Origin of the sequence: Stenotrophomonas sp. LM091, from assembly GCF_001806305.1 — a bacterium.
In the GTDB taxonomy this organism is placed as follows: domain Bacteria; phylum Pseudomonadota; class Gammaproteobacteria; order Xanthomonadales; family Xanthomonadaceae; genus Stenotrophomonas; species Stenotrophomonas bentonitica_A.
In genome coordinates this window covers 3,380,847-3,395,747 of the sequence record NZ_CP017483.1, presented here as the reverse complement: position 1 = coordinate 3,395,747, position 14,901 = coordinate 3,380,847, and the positions used below count along the sequence as shown (strand labels likewise).

Genomic DNA, 14,901 nt, shown 5'->3' with positions numbered 1-14,901 from the left:
GCGCGGGCCCGCGTGAATTCTTCGCATTCCCGTAGTGAACGCGGCGCTATGCTCGGGCGGTCCCCATCCCTGCCCTGGAGTCCGCCGTGAATACCGAATCGCTTGCCGCGTCCCTGTTCCAGCAACTGCAGCAGGGCCAAGGCCTGCAGCAGGTATCCCAGCAGTTGGGCATCGATCAGAACCAGGCCAGTGGCGCCATCGGGGCGGCGCTGCCGCTGTTGCTGGGCGCAATGGGCCGCAATGCCCAGGAACCCCAGGGCGCGCAGGCCCTGCTCGGCGCCCTGCAGCGCGACCACGCGCCGGCCAGCGGCGGCGGCTTCGATCTGGGCGGGCTGCTCGGCAGCGTGCTCGGCGGTGGCGGCGGCAATGCGACCAACGGCGCCGGCATCCTTGGCCACGTCTTCGGTGGCAATACCGACCGCGCCACCCAAGGCCTGAGCCAGGCCACCGGGCTGGACAGCAGCAAGACCAGCCAGCTGCTCGCCATCCTCGCCCCCATCGTCATGTCCTATCTGGCCCAGCGCTTCGCCAGCGGCGGCAACGCCAGCCCGGGTCAGCTCAGCCAGGCCCTCGGCCAGGAGGCGCAGAGCGCCAACACCGGTGGCCTGCTGACCTCCGTGCTGGACCAGGACGGCGACGGCCAGCTGGGCGTCGGCGATCTGCTCAAGCTCGGTGGCGGGCTGTTCGGCAAGCGCTGAGGGCGAGACGCGAAATAGCCTGCGCCTATCACATCGGTTGATTCATTCGAATTTACTGAATGAACGGCAGTGCCTAACGTGGACGTATGCCTTCACATCGCGCCGCCCCACGCGCCGCACGTGCAGGTGCCACGTTACCCGACGTCGCCATCGCCTCCCCCGCGCCGGTGGTCTCCACGTTCGCCAGTCCACAGGTAGATACCCATGAAAAGCGAAGCCAAGTGTCCGTTCAACCACGCCCTCGTGGGCGATGCCACCACCAACCGGGACTGGTGGCCCAAGCAACTGCGGGTGGATCTGCTCAACCAGCACTCGAGCCGCTCGCATCCGCTGGATGACACCTTCGATTACGCCAAGGCCTTCAAGGGCCTGGATTACGCCGCGCTCAAGGCCGACCTCAAGGCTTTGATGACCGACTCGCAGGACTGGTGGCCAGCCGACTTCGGCCATTACGGCGGCCTGTTCGTGCGCATGGCCTGGCACAGCGCCGGCACCTACCGCATCGGCGATGGCCGGGGTGGCGCCGGCCGCGGCCAGCAGCGCTTCGCACCGCTCAACAGCTGGCCGGACAATGTCAGCCTGGACAAGGCCCGCCGCCTGCTGTGGCCGATCAAGCAGAAGTATGGCCAGGCGATCTCCTGGGCCGACCTGCTGGTGCTGACCGGCAACGTCGCGCTGGAATCGATGGGCTTCAAGACGCTGGGCTTCGCCGGCGGCCGCCCCGATACCTGGGAACCGGACCAGGACGTGTACTGGGGCCGTGAAACCACTTGGCTGGGCGGCGACGTGCGGTATGCGCACGGCTCTGAAGGCGTGCAGGAAGACCACGGCGTGCTGGTCTCCGATGACGACGCGGACGGCGACATCCACTCGCGCGATCTCGAGAACCCGCTGGCCGCCGTGCAGATGGGCCTGATCTACGTCAATCCGGAAGGCCCGGACGGCAACCCCGATCCGCTCAAGGCAGCATTCGACATCCGCGATACCTTCGGCCGCATGGCCATGGACGACGAGGAAACCGTCGCCCTGATCGCCGGTGGGCACAGCTTCGGCAAGACCCACGGCGCCGGCCCGGCCGACAATGTCGACGTCGAACCGGAAGCGGCCGGGCTGGAAAGCCAGGGCCTGGGCTGGGCCAACCGGTTTGGCACCGGCAAGGGCGGCGACACCATTACCAGTGGCCTGGAAGTGACCTGGACGCGCACACCGGCGCAGTGGAGCCATGACTTCTTCGAGATCCTGTTCGGCCACGAGTGGGAGCTGACCAAGAGCCCGGCCGGTGCGCACCAGTGGGTAGCCAAGGACAGCGAGGCGATCATTCCCGATGCGCACGATCCGTCGAAGAAGCATCGCCCGACCATGCTCACCACCGATCTGTCGCTGCGCGTCGATCCGGCGTACGAGAAGATCTCGCGTCGCTTCCTGGCCGAGCCGCAGGCTTTCGCCGATGCCTTCGCCCGTGCGTGGTTCAAGTTGACCCATCGCGACATGGGCCCGCGCGCACGCTATCTCGGCCCTGAGATTCCGGCCGAAGAATTCGTCTGGCAGGATCCGGTGCCGGCAGCCCCCCAGGCCACGATCAGCGCGCAGGACATCGCCTCGCTGAAACAGCAGATTGCTGCGGCCGGGCTCAGCGTCGGAGAGCTGGTCTCCACCGCGTGGGCGTCGGCGTCGACCTTCCGCGGCTCGGACAAGCGCGGCGGCGCCAATGGTGCGCGCGTGCGCCTGGCCCCGCAGAAGGACTGGGCGGTCAACCAGCCGCAGCAGCTGGGCAAGGTGCTGGCCGCGCTGGAGAAGGTCCAGAGCGGCTTCAAGGGCGATGGCGGTGCGCAGGTGTCGCTGGCCGATCTGATCGTGCTGGCCGGCAATGTCGGCGTCGAGCAGGCGGCCAAGGCCGGTGGCCATGAGGTCAGCGTGCCGTTCAACCCGGGCCGCACCGATGCCAGCCAGGCGCAGACCGATGTGGACTCGTTCGCGGTGCTGGAACCGTACGCCGATGGGTTCCGTAACTACGTCAAGGGCCGTTACACCGTGCCTGCCGAGGCGCTGCTGATCGACCGCGCACAGCTGCTCACGCTGACCGCCCCGGAAATGACCGCACTGGTCGGTGGCCTGCGCGTGATCGGCACCAACGTCGGCGGCAGCCAGGACGGCGTGTTCACCGATCGCGTCGGCACGTTGAGCAACGACTTCTTCGTCAACCTGCTCGACATGCGCACGCAGTGGGTGGCCAACGGCGATAGCTACAGCGGCCGCGACCGCAGCACCGGCGCGCAGCGCTGGAGCGGCAGCCGCGTGGACCTGGTGTTCGGCTCGAACTCGGTGTTGCGTGCACTGGCCGAGGTCTATGCCAGCGCGGACGGCGAGAAGAAGTTCGTTCGCGACTTCGTCGCTGCCTGGGCGCGGGTGATGGAGCTGGACCGCTACGACCTGCGCTGATCCCCCGTCGCTGGCACACACGAAGACCGGGCCCACTGGCCCGGTCTTTTCATTTCTGCAGGGCGCCCCTCACAGCGCGTCCAGATCGCCCAGCGCACGGATCAATCGACGCGCACGCTTGTCCGGCTTGTGCTCCGGCGGCAGGTAACCGTTCTTCGCCGCCGCACGCTGCAGGCGCACCTCCGCGCGGCGAGCCAGCGACGCGTCACTTTCGACATACAACTGCTGCGCCACCGGTGCCGGGCCGCGCATGTCGCTCAGGCCACGGACCTCGATCTCGAACACTTCATCGCCCCGGCTGATCTGCAGGGCTTCGCCCACGCGCACCGCGCGCGAGGATTTCGGACGCTGCCCCGCCACGTCCACCTTGCCGGTTTCCACCGCCTGTTTGGCCAGGCTGCGGGTCCGGAAAAACCGTGCGGCCCACAGCCACACGTCCAGCCGCACGGCGGCTACCGGTGTTGCTTCAGTCATGCGTTCTACCCAGCTCCACGGCGTTGGCCGGTTGTCGATTCAGCGGTTGCGTCGCGTCCGGATTACCGCGGCACCCCGTGCCACCGATCAGCGCCGGCACTCCGGCATCCAGATCACGGCGCTGGCTGCCGACCTGGCATTCCGGTCGGTCCATGGGCCTTACCTGTGCATCGCGCAGGCGGTCGTCCGTACTCGAACATGCGGCCAGCGAGGCGCCAATCAAGAGGGCCAGCGCAGCGGGGATGAACCGGTCAGCCGGGAGGATCGGCAGCCGGCCAACGGCCGGCACTGCCGGGGGAGCGGCTGACGTGCGTTGAGACGCGGAAGTGCGCATCGCGATATCCCCTTGATGGGCTTGGTGCTAGTGTGCCGCTCTCTGAGCATGATCTCCAGCGCACATGGCCAAAGCGCCGCTTGACCTGACCACCGGCCCGATCGGGCGCAATCTGTTCCTGTTCGCCCTGCCGATCCTGGCCGGCAACATCGCCCAGTCGCTGAACGGCTCGGTGAACGCGATCTGGGTCGGCCGCTTCCTCGGCGAAGCGGCGCTCACCGCCACCGCGAACGCCAACAACATCATGTTCTTCCTGATCGGCTCGGTGTTCGGGATCGGCATGGCCGCCTCGATCCTGATCGGCCAGTCGATGGGCGCGCGTGACCTGCCGCAGGCGCGCCGCGTCATGGGCACCAGCGCGACCTTCTTCATCGGCCTGTCGGTGGTGATCGCGATTGCCGGCTGGTGGCTCTCACACCCGCTGCTGGCGGCGATGGGTACACCGGCCGAGTCCCTGCCGCTGGCCGAGGCCTACCTGCGCATCATCTTCCTGGCGATGCCCACGCTGTATGCCTTCGCCTTCCTGAGCTCGGCGCTGCGCGGCGTGGGCGATTCACGCACGCCGTTCCGCTTCCTGCTGCTCTCGGTGCTGCTGGACATCGGCTTCAACCCGCTGCTGATCTTCGGCATCGGCCCGTTCCCGCAGCTGGGCATCGCCGGCGCGGCGTGGGCCACGCTGATCGCGCAGACCCTCTCGCTGCTCGGCCTGCTCTGGTACATGCGCAACAAGCGCCATGTGCTCTGGCTGGGGCGCAAGGACATGGCGCTGTTCAAGATCGATGGGGAGATCCTGCGCGCCCTGGTGGTCAAGGGCGTGCCGATGGGCCTGCAGATGGTGCTGATCTCGCTGTCGATGATCCTGATGATGACCATGGTCAACGGCTACGGCACCGATACCGCGGCCGCGTATGGTGCCTCGCTGCAGCTGTGGACCTATGTGCAGATGCCGGCGATGGCGATCGGCGCGGCGTGCTCGACCATGGCGGCACAGAACGTCGGCGCGCAGCGATGGGACCGCGTCCGTGGCACCGCCCGCAGCGGTGTGCTCTACAACTTCCTGCTGACCGGCGTGCTGATCCTGCCGCTGATCCTGCTTGATCGTTACACGCTCGCCCTGTTCCTTCCCGAGGGCAGCCAGGCGCTGGAAGTGGCCCGCCACCTCAACCACATCGCGGTGTGGTCGTTCCTGTTCTTCGGCGTGAACTTCGTGATCTCCGGCGTGGTGCGCTCCACCGGCGCGGTGATCCCGCCGCTGCTGATCCTGGCCGCTTCGCTGTGGGGCATCCGCGTGCCGTTCGCCGAGCTGCTGCAGGACCGCTGGGGCGCCGACGCGGTGTGGTGGAGTTTCCCGGTCAGCTCGTTCTGCGCGATGCTGATGTCGCTGGCGTATTACCGCTGGGGCGGCTGGCGCAAGGCCCGCATGCTGCCCAGCCATCATCAAGAGCTGGCAGCCCCGGCCGAGATCCCGGCGTCGCCGCCGTCACCCGTGGCGGACCCGAATCCCACCACGCTGCAGCCCGCCGCGGCGGGCAGCGCACGGCCGGATTAGGCCACGCGACCCTGCAGCAGGGTCTTCCAGGCCGGCAGCCTGTAGCGCCGGCGCTGGTAGCGCATGAGCAGCGCCATCAGCAGGCCGAACAACAGCCCGGCCATGACAGCGCTGCCCACGGTGATGCCCAGCGTGAGCGAACCAAGGTCAAGCACCAGCCCCATCAACAGGCGCCACAGCACGCCCCACAGCACCCCGAACAGTCCGCCCATCACGAACAGGTTGCTACTGAAGCTGGCTAGCAGCGGGGGCGGCACGCGCAGCCCCATGCGCCACAGCAGTCGATGCATCGGCGGTGCGCGCATGCCGGCGGGCACCCTGGCGTCGGCCATGGCCTGCAGGGCAAGACGTACGTCGGCGGGATAACGGTCCATGTGCTTCTCCATCACGAGGCCACAAACGCAAACGGCCACCCGAAGGTGGCCGTTTGAGGCGACAACCGAAGTTGCCGGCCGGGAATTACTGGGCAGCCTTGGCAGCCAGGCGCGCGGCCTTGGCCTGCGCAGCAGCAGCCAGATCTTCCTTGATGCGGGCAGCCTTGCCTTCCAGGCCACGCAGGTAGTACAGCTTGCCGGCGCGGACCTTGCCACGACGCTTCACTTCGACCGAGTCGATGATGGCGCTGTGGGTCTGGAAGACGCGCTCGACGCCGTAGCCGTGCGAGATCTTGCGGACGGTGAACGCGGAGTTCAGGCCGGCGTTCTTGGTGCCGATGACGACGCCTTCGTAAGCCTGCACGCGCTCACGGTTGCCTTCCTTCACCTTCACGTTGACGACGACGGTGTCACCCTGGCTGAACTTCGGCAGCTCGCGGGTGATCTGGGCGGATTCGAAGTCCGAGAGGATGGATTTGTTCAGCTTGCTCATGGGTGCACCGATAGTGTTCGGGTGGTCGTGTCGTTCGACAACGTGGGCTCATGCAGTCACCGGACTGTGCTGCACGTTTTTTTGTAGGGATTCCTGCCACCGCGCCCAAAAGGCCGATGGCAATCCCGAATTGTAAACAAGATCCCGCCCCCGCGCTAGGGGGTTGGATCCTTGGCAAGGGCCTGCCGTGCCTGCTCCAGCAGGAGGCGGTCGGCCTTGGGCAACTGGCTTTCATCGAGCAGATCCGGCCGCCGCAGCGCGGTACGCAGCAGCGACTGCTGCCGTCGCCAGCGGGCGATGGCGGCATGGTTGCCCGAGCGCAGCACGTCCGGGACAGTGCCCCATTCATGCTGCGCGGGATGACTGTAGTGCGGGCAGTCCAGCAGCCCCTGCGGGCCTTCGAAACTGTCCTGGGCGGCCGATTCGGCATCGCCGAGGGCCCCGTCCTGCAGGCGGGTCACCGCATCGACGATCACCGCCGCGCCCAGCTCACCGCCGGACAGGACGTAGTCGCCCAGCGAGATCTCCTCGGTGACCTCGGCCTCGAGGAAGCGCTCGTCGATGCCTTCATAGCGGCCGCAGAGCAGGATCATGCGCGGCAATGCCGCCAGTTCCCGGACCTTGGCCTGGGTCAGCGGCCTGCCCTGCGGGCTGAGGTAGATCACCGGCGCAGGCGCCGGGTCCGCCGCCTTGGCCGCAGCCAGGCAGGCCCGCAGCGGCTCGATCAGCATGACCATGCCCGGGCCACCCCCGAACGGACGGTCGTCCACCCGGCGGTAGTTGCCTTCGGCATAGTCACGCGGATTCCAGCCGTGCAGGTCCAGCAGACCGCGCTCAGCAGCACGGCCGACCACGCCCAGCGCGGCCGACTGCGCCATGAACTCGGGGAACAACGTGACGACGTCGATACGCATCCGGCCTAGAACTCCGGATCCCAGTCGACCACGATCAGGTTGGCCTCGAAATCCACCGAGACCACGAATTCGGGCTGCACGAACGGAATCATCCGCTCACGGTCACCCTGCACCACGAGCACATCGTTGGAGCCGGTCGAGAACAGGTGGGATGCCCGCCCAAGTTCGACGCCATCGACGGTACGCACCTGCAGGCCCTCCAGATCCACCCAGTAATATTCATCGGGCTTCGGCGGCGGCAGTGCGCTGCGCGCGACATAGACTTCGGTCCCGTACATCGCCTCGACCACGTCGCGGTCGGTGATGCCGGGAAACACGGCGACCAGATGCTTGCCGGACTGACGTCCGCGCGCACCGGTGAGCGTGCTCTCCTGGCCGGCGGGGGTCCGCAGGATCCAGGGCTGATAGTGGAAAATGGCGGTACGCGGCTCGGTCCAGGACTCGAGCTTGATCTCGCCTCGCACACCAAAAGCGCCGACAATCCTGCCCAGCAGGATCCGGCGCTCGGTATCTTTCATCTGAATAGACCGAATGGGCCGCGGCAGGCGCGGCCCTTCAGGATCAGGCCGCGGAGGCCTGGGCCTTGGTCGCTTCCTTGTACAGGTTGCGGACCTTGTCGGTCATCTGGGCGCCGTTGGCGACCCACTTGTCGACCAGCGGCAGGTCCAGCACGATGCGGGACTCGGCACCCTGGGCAACCGGGTTGTAGTAACCGACGCGCTCGATGTTGCGGCCATCACGGGCGCTGCGCGAGTCGGTCACGATGATGTGGTAGAACGGACGCTTCTTGGCGCCGCCGCGGGTCAGTCGAATCTTGACCATGGTGTTGTTTCCTCAATTGCCCAGTCGCCAGGATGGCGCGGTAAGCCGGCGATTATAGCGGCGGCCTCCCGCCATTCCAAGCCTGGGAAGGCCAGGAAAGCTGAACAGGGCTCATTGATCGGCGCGTTCACGACGACAAGGGCTGCCAGGGTGTCCCGGCGAGCACCCGCCGGGCGTTGGCGCACAGGGCTTCCGAGTTCCCCAGTGCGACGCCATCGACCCTCGCGATCGGCCAGATGCCGGCGGCATTGCAGGCGATGGCGGCGTCGAACCCGGCCAGGTCCCCCAGCGCGACCGGCCGCACCTGCTGATCGCTTCCCCACCCTGCCTGCAGCAGGCGTTCGTGGGTGCCGCGCAGCGCGGGGGCCTGCGGCCAGACCAGCGTGCCACCGCTGGCGAAGGCGATGTTCCAGGTGGTGCCTTCGCTGATATGCCCGTCGTCGCCAACGAACAGCGCGTCGTCCACGCCAGCCTGCAGTGCCTCGCGACGATGCTGGAACAGCGCGAACGTCCCGACATGCTTCACGTGCGGCAGCTCGCGCTGATAGCGCACCGTCCGCAGCCGCCGTGATATCGCCGGTAGATCGACCGGCGGCGCCACGGCGACCAGCACATCGACGGCCACCGGTTGCAGCGGCCGCCGGAAATCGAACTGGCGCGAGAACACAGTCACCCGCAGCGACGCATCGACCACGCCCTCGGCCTGCAGCGCGCCGTGCATCCAGGCCCGCACCTGCTGCGGATCCAGTGCGGTGCCGAACAGCTCGGCCGTGCCCTCCTGCAGGCGCTGCAGATGCAGGTCCAGGCCCTGCACCGCACCGCCGCGCACCTGCAACGAGGTGAAATGGCCGTAGTTGGTCAGCGCCCCGGCAAGATCATCGACCGTGGCCGGCCGGCCATTGCAGTACGGCGTCATCCCAGCAACGCCTTGGCGTCGGACCACATCTGCTGCAACACCTCGGCGGCGGGGCGTGCCGGCGCCATCCACGCGGATTGCCCGGCCCAGGCCTGCATCGCATCGAGGTTGCTGTCGCGGCCCGCCTGCGTGCGCATCGGTGCGGTCAGGCCACGCTGCAGCGGATACGGGCGCGGCGGCGGCGCATCGGCAGACGCGGCGGCACGTACATACGCGGTCGCCAGGCCACGGCCGAGGCGACCACTGAAGGCGCGGGTCGGCCAGGTATCTTCGGGTTCGGCCTCGGCCAATGCCTGCGACCACGCCGGATTCAAATGACACTCGGGGGTACGCAGGAACGCGGTGCCCACCTGCACTGCACTCGCGCCCAGCGTCAGCGCCGCGGCGATGCCGCGCCCATCGGCGATGCCACCGGCCGCGATCACCGGAATATCCAGATGATCGGCCAGCCGCGGCAGCAGCGCGAACAACCCGACCAGCTGGCGCTCGGCCGCATCCGGATCGAACGCGCCCCGATGCCCGCCGGCTTCAAACCCCTGCGCAACCACCGCGTCGGCGCCGGCAGCCTGTGCGGCACGCGCTTCGGCCAAGGTCGTGGCACAGGCGATCCAGGCAATGCCCACGTCTTTGAGGCGCTGCACCTGTGCCGCGGAGAACACGCCCATGATGGTCGAGGCCACTGCCGGGCGCGCCTCGATCAGGGCCTCGAACTGTGCATCGAAATCGGCCGGTCCTGCATCGGCCGCACTGGCCGGCACCTCCGGCCCCCACTGCGCCAGGAAGCGACGCGTCGCGGCTTCCGCATCGGCATCGCGCCTGGGCAACGGATCAGGAATCCAGACATTGACCTGCGCCGGCCCTGCGGACTGCGCGCGGAAATCGGTCATCCACGCCACGATGTCCTGCGGCTGGGACAACACCGCGCCCATCGCGCCCATGCTGCCGGCGTTGGCCAGCGCGGCCGACAGCGGCACCGGGCAGGCGCCGGCCATCGGCGCCAGCAGTATCGGGGCCTGCAATGCAAAACGCCGACAGAAGCTGTCGGCGCGTTCGAGAAGCGGGGAACCATTCACGCGCGGCGCACCTGGGGAAGGAGACGGTGCCAGCATACGCCGCACCGCCCCCGCCCGGAATGCATGCGCGCAGGACTCAGCGGAACGGCATGCCGCCGCGACCGCCCATGGCGCCCATCATCCCCTTCATGCTGCGCATCATGCCCTTCATGCCGCCGCCGGCCATCTTGCTCATCATCTTTTCCATCTGCTGGAACTGCTTCATGAGCTTGTTGACGTCGGCCGGGGTCAGGCCGGAACCACGCGCGATGCGGGCGCGACGCGAGCCGTTGAGCAGGCCCGGGTTGCGGCGCTCTTTCTTGGTCATCGAGTTGATGATCGCGATCATGCGCGGCACTTCCTTGCCCTGGCTGACCTGCTGCTTGAGGTGCTCGGGAATCTGGCCCAGGCCCGGCAGCTTGTCCATCAGGCCGCCGATGCCGCCCATGTTCTGCATCTGCTCGAGCTGGTCACGCATGTCGTTCAGATCGAACTTCTTGCCCTTGGCGACCTTCTCGGCCAGCTTCTGGGCCTTGTCCTTGTCGACCTGCTGCTCGACCTGCTCCACCAGCGACAGCACGTCGCCCATGTCCAGGATGCGGCTGGCGATACGGTCCGGGTGGAACACATCCAGGCCGTCGGGCTTTTCGCTCACACCGACGAACTTGATCGGCTTGCCGGTGATGTAGCGCACGCTCAGCGCGGCACCACCGCGGGCGTCACCGTCGGTCTTGGTCAGCACCACGCCGGTCAGCGGCAGCGCATCGCCGAAGGCCTTGGCGGTATTGGCGGCATCCTGGCCGGTCATGGCGTCGACCACGAACAGCGTTTCGGCCGGGTTGACCGCGGCGTGCAGCGCCTTGATCTCGGCCATCATCGCTTCGTCGATGGCCAGGCGACCGGCGGTATCGACGATCAGCACATCCACGAACGACTTGCGCGCGTCATCGATCGCAGCGCGGACGATGGCTTCCGGCTTCTGGTCGGCGGTGGACGGGAAGAACAGCACGCCGACCTGGTCGGCCAGGGTCTTGAGCTGCTCGATCGCAGCCGGACGGTAGACGTCGGCCGAGACCACCATCACCTTCTTCTTGCGCTTTTCCTTCAGGTGCTTGGCCAGCTTGCCCACGGTGGTGGTCTTGCCCGCACCCTGCAGGCCGGCCATCAGGATGATCGCCGGGGCCGGCACGTTGAGGTTCAGGTCCGAGGCGGCCGAGCCCATGACCGCGGTCAGCTCGTCACGCACGACCTTGATCAGCGCCTGGCCCGGGGTCAGCGACTTGAGCACTTCCTGGCCGACCGCGCGCACCTTGATGCGCTCGACCAGCGCCTGCACCACGGGCAGCGCGACATCGGCCTCGAGCAGCGCGATGCGGACTTCGCGGGTGGCCTCGCGGATGTTTTCCTCGGTCAGGCGACCGCGGCCGCGCAGCCGCTCGATGGTGCCGGAGAGGCGCTGGGTCAGGGACTCGAACATGGAAGCGACCTGTTCAGAACAAAAGACAATGAGACCGCCAGTATAACGGTTCCGCCCCGGCTCCCGGACCGACCGCAAGCTGCCGCCCGCCGGGCATCGCCAGCACCCCGGGGGTATGCGAAACTGACACGATGACAATCGTTCTCATCGCGACCCTGCTGTACCTGACCGCCACCGGCCTGCTGGTGCGCGCGGTTGTCCGCGATGATGCGGTGACCTCCCCGGCCTGGCTGTGGCCGGCGCTCCCGGCGATGCTGCTGCACGGCGGCTATCACGTGCTGGTGGCGATGCGCACCAGCGGCGGCCCGGACATGCACTTTTTCGCGGCCCTGTCGCTGGTCGGCCTGGGCATGGCGTGGCTGACCTCGCTGGTCGCCGCGCGCGGGCGCATGGCAGCACTTGGCGTGCTGGTGTTCCCGATGGCCGCCGCGGTGTTGTGGATCTATCACGCCTACGGCCACGAGCCGAGCAGGCCGCTGGGCTGGCAGCTGGCCACCCACGCGTGGATGGCGCTGCTTGCCTACGCCACCCTGAGCGTGGCCGCCCTGCTGGCCATCATGCTGTGGCTGCAGGAACGCGCCCTGCGCCGCCGCGATTTCCGGCCGTGGCTGCGCGCCCTGCCCCCGCTGGCGGATCTTGAAGCCCTGCTGTTCCGCGTGATCGCGGTCGGCTTTGCACTGTTGACGCTCACCCTGGTGACCGGCGTGCTGTTCGTCGATGACCTGCTGGCACAGAAGCTGGTCCACAAGACTGTGCTCAGCATCCTGTCCTGGATCGTATTCGGCACCCTGCTGATCGGCCGCCGCCGCTACGGCTGGCGCGGCGCGAAGGCGGTGCACTGGACCCTGACCGCGATGGCGCTGCTGCTGCTGGCGTTCTTCGGCAGCCAGTTCGTGATCGAATTGGTGTTCGGCCGCACGCGATAGAGGTGTGCCGACCAACGGTCGGCACCTGCCCGAACCTCGCAGCACCTGCCCGAACCTCCCAAGGGGAGCTGCCGACTGTTGGCCGGCGGGCCGCTGGCGGGCACCAATCCGCTATCCGTTGATCACAACCCGTACCGTTCGATCGCGTCCAGATGCGGCTGACGGTCCTGGTCGCAGGCCTCGGCCAGGCGCAGCCAGCAGTGCGGGTGCGCCCACTGCGCCGTCACCTGCTGCAGGAAGCGATGCAGTGCCAGCGGCGCGTGATCCTGTGGCTGGGCGATAGTGAACAGCAGGCCCGGCAGCGTCCCGCCTTCCTCATCCGGATCGGTCACCGTGTAGTCCGGCCGGCTGTGCGCCCACACCTTCCAGCCCTGTGCCTCTGCCGCTGCTACCAGAGCGTTCCACGCCTCCTCGCCCGGGTGCGCGCCGTCGACCAGCCAGCTGCGTGCGAAACCGCCCCGCTCCAGCACATGCACCTGCGCATAGGTCGGAATGAAGTGCTCGCGCTCCGCTTCGTCCTCCGGCGCGGGGTGTACCAGGCCGGCGTCAAACACCACCCAGTCCCCCACCTGCTGCGCGCGGTTGGCCGGTGCGTTCTCGACGATGCGCGCGGTCACCGGTCCGGTGCGGCGGCCGTAGTACTCCATCGGCTCGCCGCCTTCTTCGCTGCGGATGATCACCCAGCCCCAGGACTCTTCGACCACGCCCTGCTGACTGGACAGTTCCATGCCGATCGCCGCCGCCGAGCGGCGCACCGCCTCCCAGTCGCGCGCCGCGCTGGCCGCACTCATGTGGTCCCAGTGCGCGGCGTTGGGCTCATCCAGCGTCTCCACCAGCTGCGCATAGCAGGCCTGCGCGTCGCTGAAGCGGCCGGTCTCCATGTACATCCTGGCAAGCGTCCCGCGTGCGCCGTTCGAGCCTGGCGACAAGGCCAGCAACGCCTGCGCGGCCTGTTCCAGCGCCGGCCAGTCGGACGCGCGCCGGGCACGCTGCACCTCGCACCAGTGCGCGAACACCGGAACGCTGTCGCGGTAGGTCGCGGCCAGCCTGCGCAGGCCGTCATCATCGCCCTGCTCGGCCAGCCAACGCATCAGCGTATAGGCTGCCGCGCCGTCTTCCTGCGCGTGGGCGCGCACGAAGTCCCACAGCAGCGCCTGCGCTTCGATCTTCGCGCCACAGGCATGCAACGCCGAGGCGGCAACTTCGGCCAGTGCGCCGTCGTCCGGCCGCTCGGCGTGCGCCTGCAGCAGCCACTGCGCTTCACGCTCGGGATCGCGCGACTGGTGCTGTTCGCCTTGGGCCTGCAGCCACGCCAGCAGTTCATCGGCCGGCACCGGCAAGGGTGCCATCTCCGGCAGCGCCTCGATCCGCGCCGCCAATCCACTCACCAGCGCGGCAGCGCCACGATCCTGCCGCAGCTGCGCCAGGTGGGTACGGGCCAGTCCAAGCTGGCGCTGCGCCACCCAGCGCGCACCACGCTGCAGGGCCAGTTCAAGGCTCAACGCGGCGATCTCGATCACCAGGCGATGCGCGCCGACAGCGGCGAAGTGCTCGATGATCGTGTTGAAGCGCGTCCCCAGATCCCAGGTATTGCGTGCACCATCACGGCTGCACAGCGTCGAAGCGGTATTGGCCCACAGCCGCCAGTGATTCGGCGTCAGCTCGCTCCAGGGCACCAGCTGCTGCAGCGCCTCTTCATCGCGCCCCAGCTGGGCCAGTGCCCAGGCCTTGGACAGCCGGCGCGGCACCGTGCAGTTGGCAGGTTCGTATTCGCCCGCAGCGGCCACCTCGGCTTCGCGCGTCTCGATCAGCGCCAGCGCCTCCTGCGCACGGCCGCTGGCCAGCAGGATCTTGATCTGCATTTCAGGGAAGCTGTCGAACACTTCCTTGCCGCGCGCCTGGATCGCCGCCGCCTGCACCTGCAGGTACTCCAGCGCGTCCTGGCCGCGGCCGTCGTCCAGCAGCGCGTCGGCCTTCTCGCAGCTCAGGCACTGGAAGCAGGCCCAGCTCGGGTCGATGCGGCCCAGCGTCTCGTCGCAGACCTCGATGCGTTCGGGCACCCAGCCCGGACCATCGATGTTGCCATAGCAGGCGGCAAGATCCTGGGTGACGCAGATCGACTGCGGGCAGTCCAGGGTATCGGCGCGGTGTGCGCGCTCGAACAGCGCCACCGACTCGCCCAGCGCGCTTTCACCTTCCATGCGGTTGCCGACGCGGTTGCGCAGGGCCCAGTGGCCGACATAGACGTCGACCCAGGGGTTGTCCAATGCCTTGCCCAGCGCGCGCGCTTCAGGCAGCAGTGCATCGACGCGGTCGACCTGCAGTTCACTGACGTCATCGGCAAGGCGGGTCAGCAGGTGGGCGTTCTGTGCCTGGCCTGCCTGGCGCAGGTCTTCCTGCAGTTTTTCGACCCAGTTCCAGATATCCATGGGG

The 14,901-nt window shown here is 67.9% G+C and carries 15 protein-coding genes; 4 read left to right on the top strand and 11 right to left on the bottom strand.

Annotated features, from left to right (window positions below):
- Positions 1 to 86 precede the first annotated feature (86 nt).
- Both BIZ42_RS14985 and katG read left to right on the top strand, forming a co-directional pair.
- Complete coding sequence (locus BIZ42_RS14985; RefSeq protein WP_083279870.1) at positions 87 to 698, top strand: DUF937 domain-containing protein; 612 nt, start codon at positions 87 to 89, stop codon at positions 696 to 698.
- Between the two features lie 204 nt (positions 699 to 902).
- Positions 903 to 3,137: a catalase/peroxidase HPI gene (katG, locus tag BIZ42_RS14980; RefSeq protein WP_070426885.1), complete on the top strand. Its 2,235-nt coding sequence runs from the start codon at positions 903 to 905 to the stop codon at positions 3,135 to 3,137.
- Positions 3,138 to 3,206: 69 nt separating this feature from the next.
- Here katG and BIZ42_RS14975 read toward each other — a convergent pair whose 3' ends face one another.
- On the bottom strand, positions 3,207 to 3,611 hold the full coding sequence (locus BIZ42_RS14975; protein ID WP_070426884.1) for a S4 domain-containing protein: 405 nt from the start codon (positions 3,609 to 3,611) through the stop codon (positions 3,207 to 3,209).
- Positions 3,604 to 3,900, bottom strand: coding sequence for a hypothetical protein (locus tag BIZ42_RS19995; protein ID WP_083279869.1), 297 nt, complete (start codon positions 3,898 to 3,900; stop codon positions 3,604 to 3,606). Before BIZ42_RS19995 ends, BIZ42_RS14975 begins: the two co-directional genes overlap by 8 nt.
- 109 nt (positions 3,901 to 4,009) lie before the next feature.
- Between BIZ42_RS19995 and BIZ42_RS14970 the strand changes: the two genes are divergently transcribed.
- Positions 4,010 to 5,494: an MATE family efflux transporter gene (locus tag BIZ42_RS14970; protein ID WP_070426883.1), complete on the top strand. Its 1,485-nt coding sequence runs from the start codon at positions 4,010 to 4,012 to the stop codon at positions 5,492 to 5,494.
- Here the strand turns inward: BIZ42_RS14970 and BIZ42_RS14965 are convergent.
- The 8 genes from BIZ42_RS14965 to ffh all read right to left on the bottom strand — a co-directional run bounded on the left by BIZ42_RS14965 (position 5,491) and on the right by ffh (position 11,542).
- The gene (locus BIZ42_RS14965; protein WP_083279868.1) at positions 5,491 to 5,868 is read right to left on the bottom strand and encodes a DUF6404 family protein; all 378 of its coding nucleotides are present in this window, start codon (positions 5,866 to 5,868) and stop codon (positions 5,491 to 5,493) included. The two genes, BIZ42_RS14970 and BIZ42_RS14965, sit on opposite strands and share 4 nt — an antisense overlap.
- Before the next feature lie 85 nt (positions 5,869 to 5,953).
- Positions 5,954 to 6,361 carry a 50S ribosomal protein L19 gene (rplS, locus tag BIZ42_RS14960; protein WP_019184486.1) on the bottom strand — a complete coding sequence of 136 codons (408 nt, stop codon included), beginning with the start codon at positions 6,359 to 6,361 and terminating at the stop codon, positions 5,954 to 5,956.
- A gap of 155 nt (positions 6,362 to 6,516) precedes the next feature.
- Complete coding sequence (trmD, locus tag BIZ42_RS14955) at positions 6,517 to 7,275, bottom strand: tRNA (guanosine(37)-N1)-methyltransferase TrmD (RefSeq protein ID WP_019184487.1); 759 nt, start codon at positions 7,273 to 7,275, stop codon at positions 6,517 to 6,519.
- A 5-nt stretch (positions 7,276 to 7,280) separates the two neighbouring features.
- Positions 7,281 to 7,793 (bottom strand): ribosome maturation factor RimM, encoded by a 513-nt coding sequence (gene rimM, locus BIZ42_RS14950; protein WP_019184488.1) that lies wholly within the window; start codon positions 7,791 to 7,793, stop codon positions 7,281 to 7,283.
- A 43-nt stretch (positions 7,794 to 7,836) separates the two neighbouring features.
- A complete protein-coding gene (gene rpsP / locus BIZ42_RS14945; protein WP_017356068.1) occupies positions 7,837 to 8,097 on the bottom strand; it encodes a 30S ribosomal protein S16 in 261 nt (86 codons plus the stop codon).
- Between the two features lie 127 nt (positions 8,098 to 8,224).
- Entirely contained in the window at positions 8,225 to 9,013 is a 789-nt protein-coding gene (locus BIZ42_RS14940; protein WP_070426881.1) for an aminotransferase class IV family protein, read from the bottom strand.
- Positions 9,010 to 10,086 (bottom strand): nitronate monooxygenase, encoded by a 1,077-nt coding sequence (locus BIZ42_RS14935; protein ID WP_070426880.1) that lies wholly within the window; start codon positions 10,084 to 10,086, stop codon positions 9,010 to 9,012. Before BIZ42_RS14935 ends, BIZ42_RS14940 begins: the two co-directional genes overlap by 4 nt.
- 76 nt (positions 10,087 to 10,162) lie before the next feature.
- Entirely contained in the window at positions 10,163 to 11,542 is a 1,380-nt protein-coding gene (gene ffh / locus BIZ42_RS14930; RefSeq protein WP_019184491.1) for a signal recognition particle protein, read from the bottom strand.
- Between the two features lie 131 nt (positions 11,543 to 11,673).
- Between ffh and ccsA the strand changes: the two genes are divergently transcribed.
- Positions 11,674 to 12,468 (top strand): cytochrome c biogenesis protein CcsA, encoded by a 795-nt coding sequence (ccsA, locus tag BIZ42_RS14925; RefSeq protein ID WP_019184492.1) that lies wholly within the window; start codon positions 11,674 to 11,676, stop codon positions 12,466 to 12,468.
- Between the two features lie 122 nt (positions 12,469 to 12,590).
- Here ccsA and BIZ42_RS14920 read toward each other — a convergent pair whose 3' ends face one another.
- Positions 12,591 to 14,897, bottom strand: a complete 2,307-nt coding sequence (locus tag BIZ42_RS14920) for a tetratricopeptide repeat protein (protein ID WP_070426879.1) — start codon at positions 14,895 to 14,897, stop codon at positions 12,591 to 12,593.
- Positions 14,898 to 14,901 lie beyond the last annotated feature (4 nt).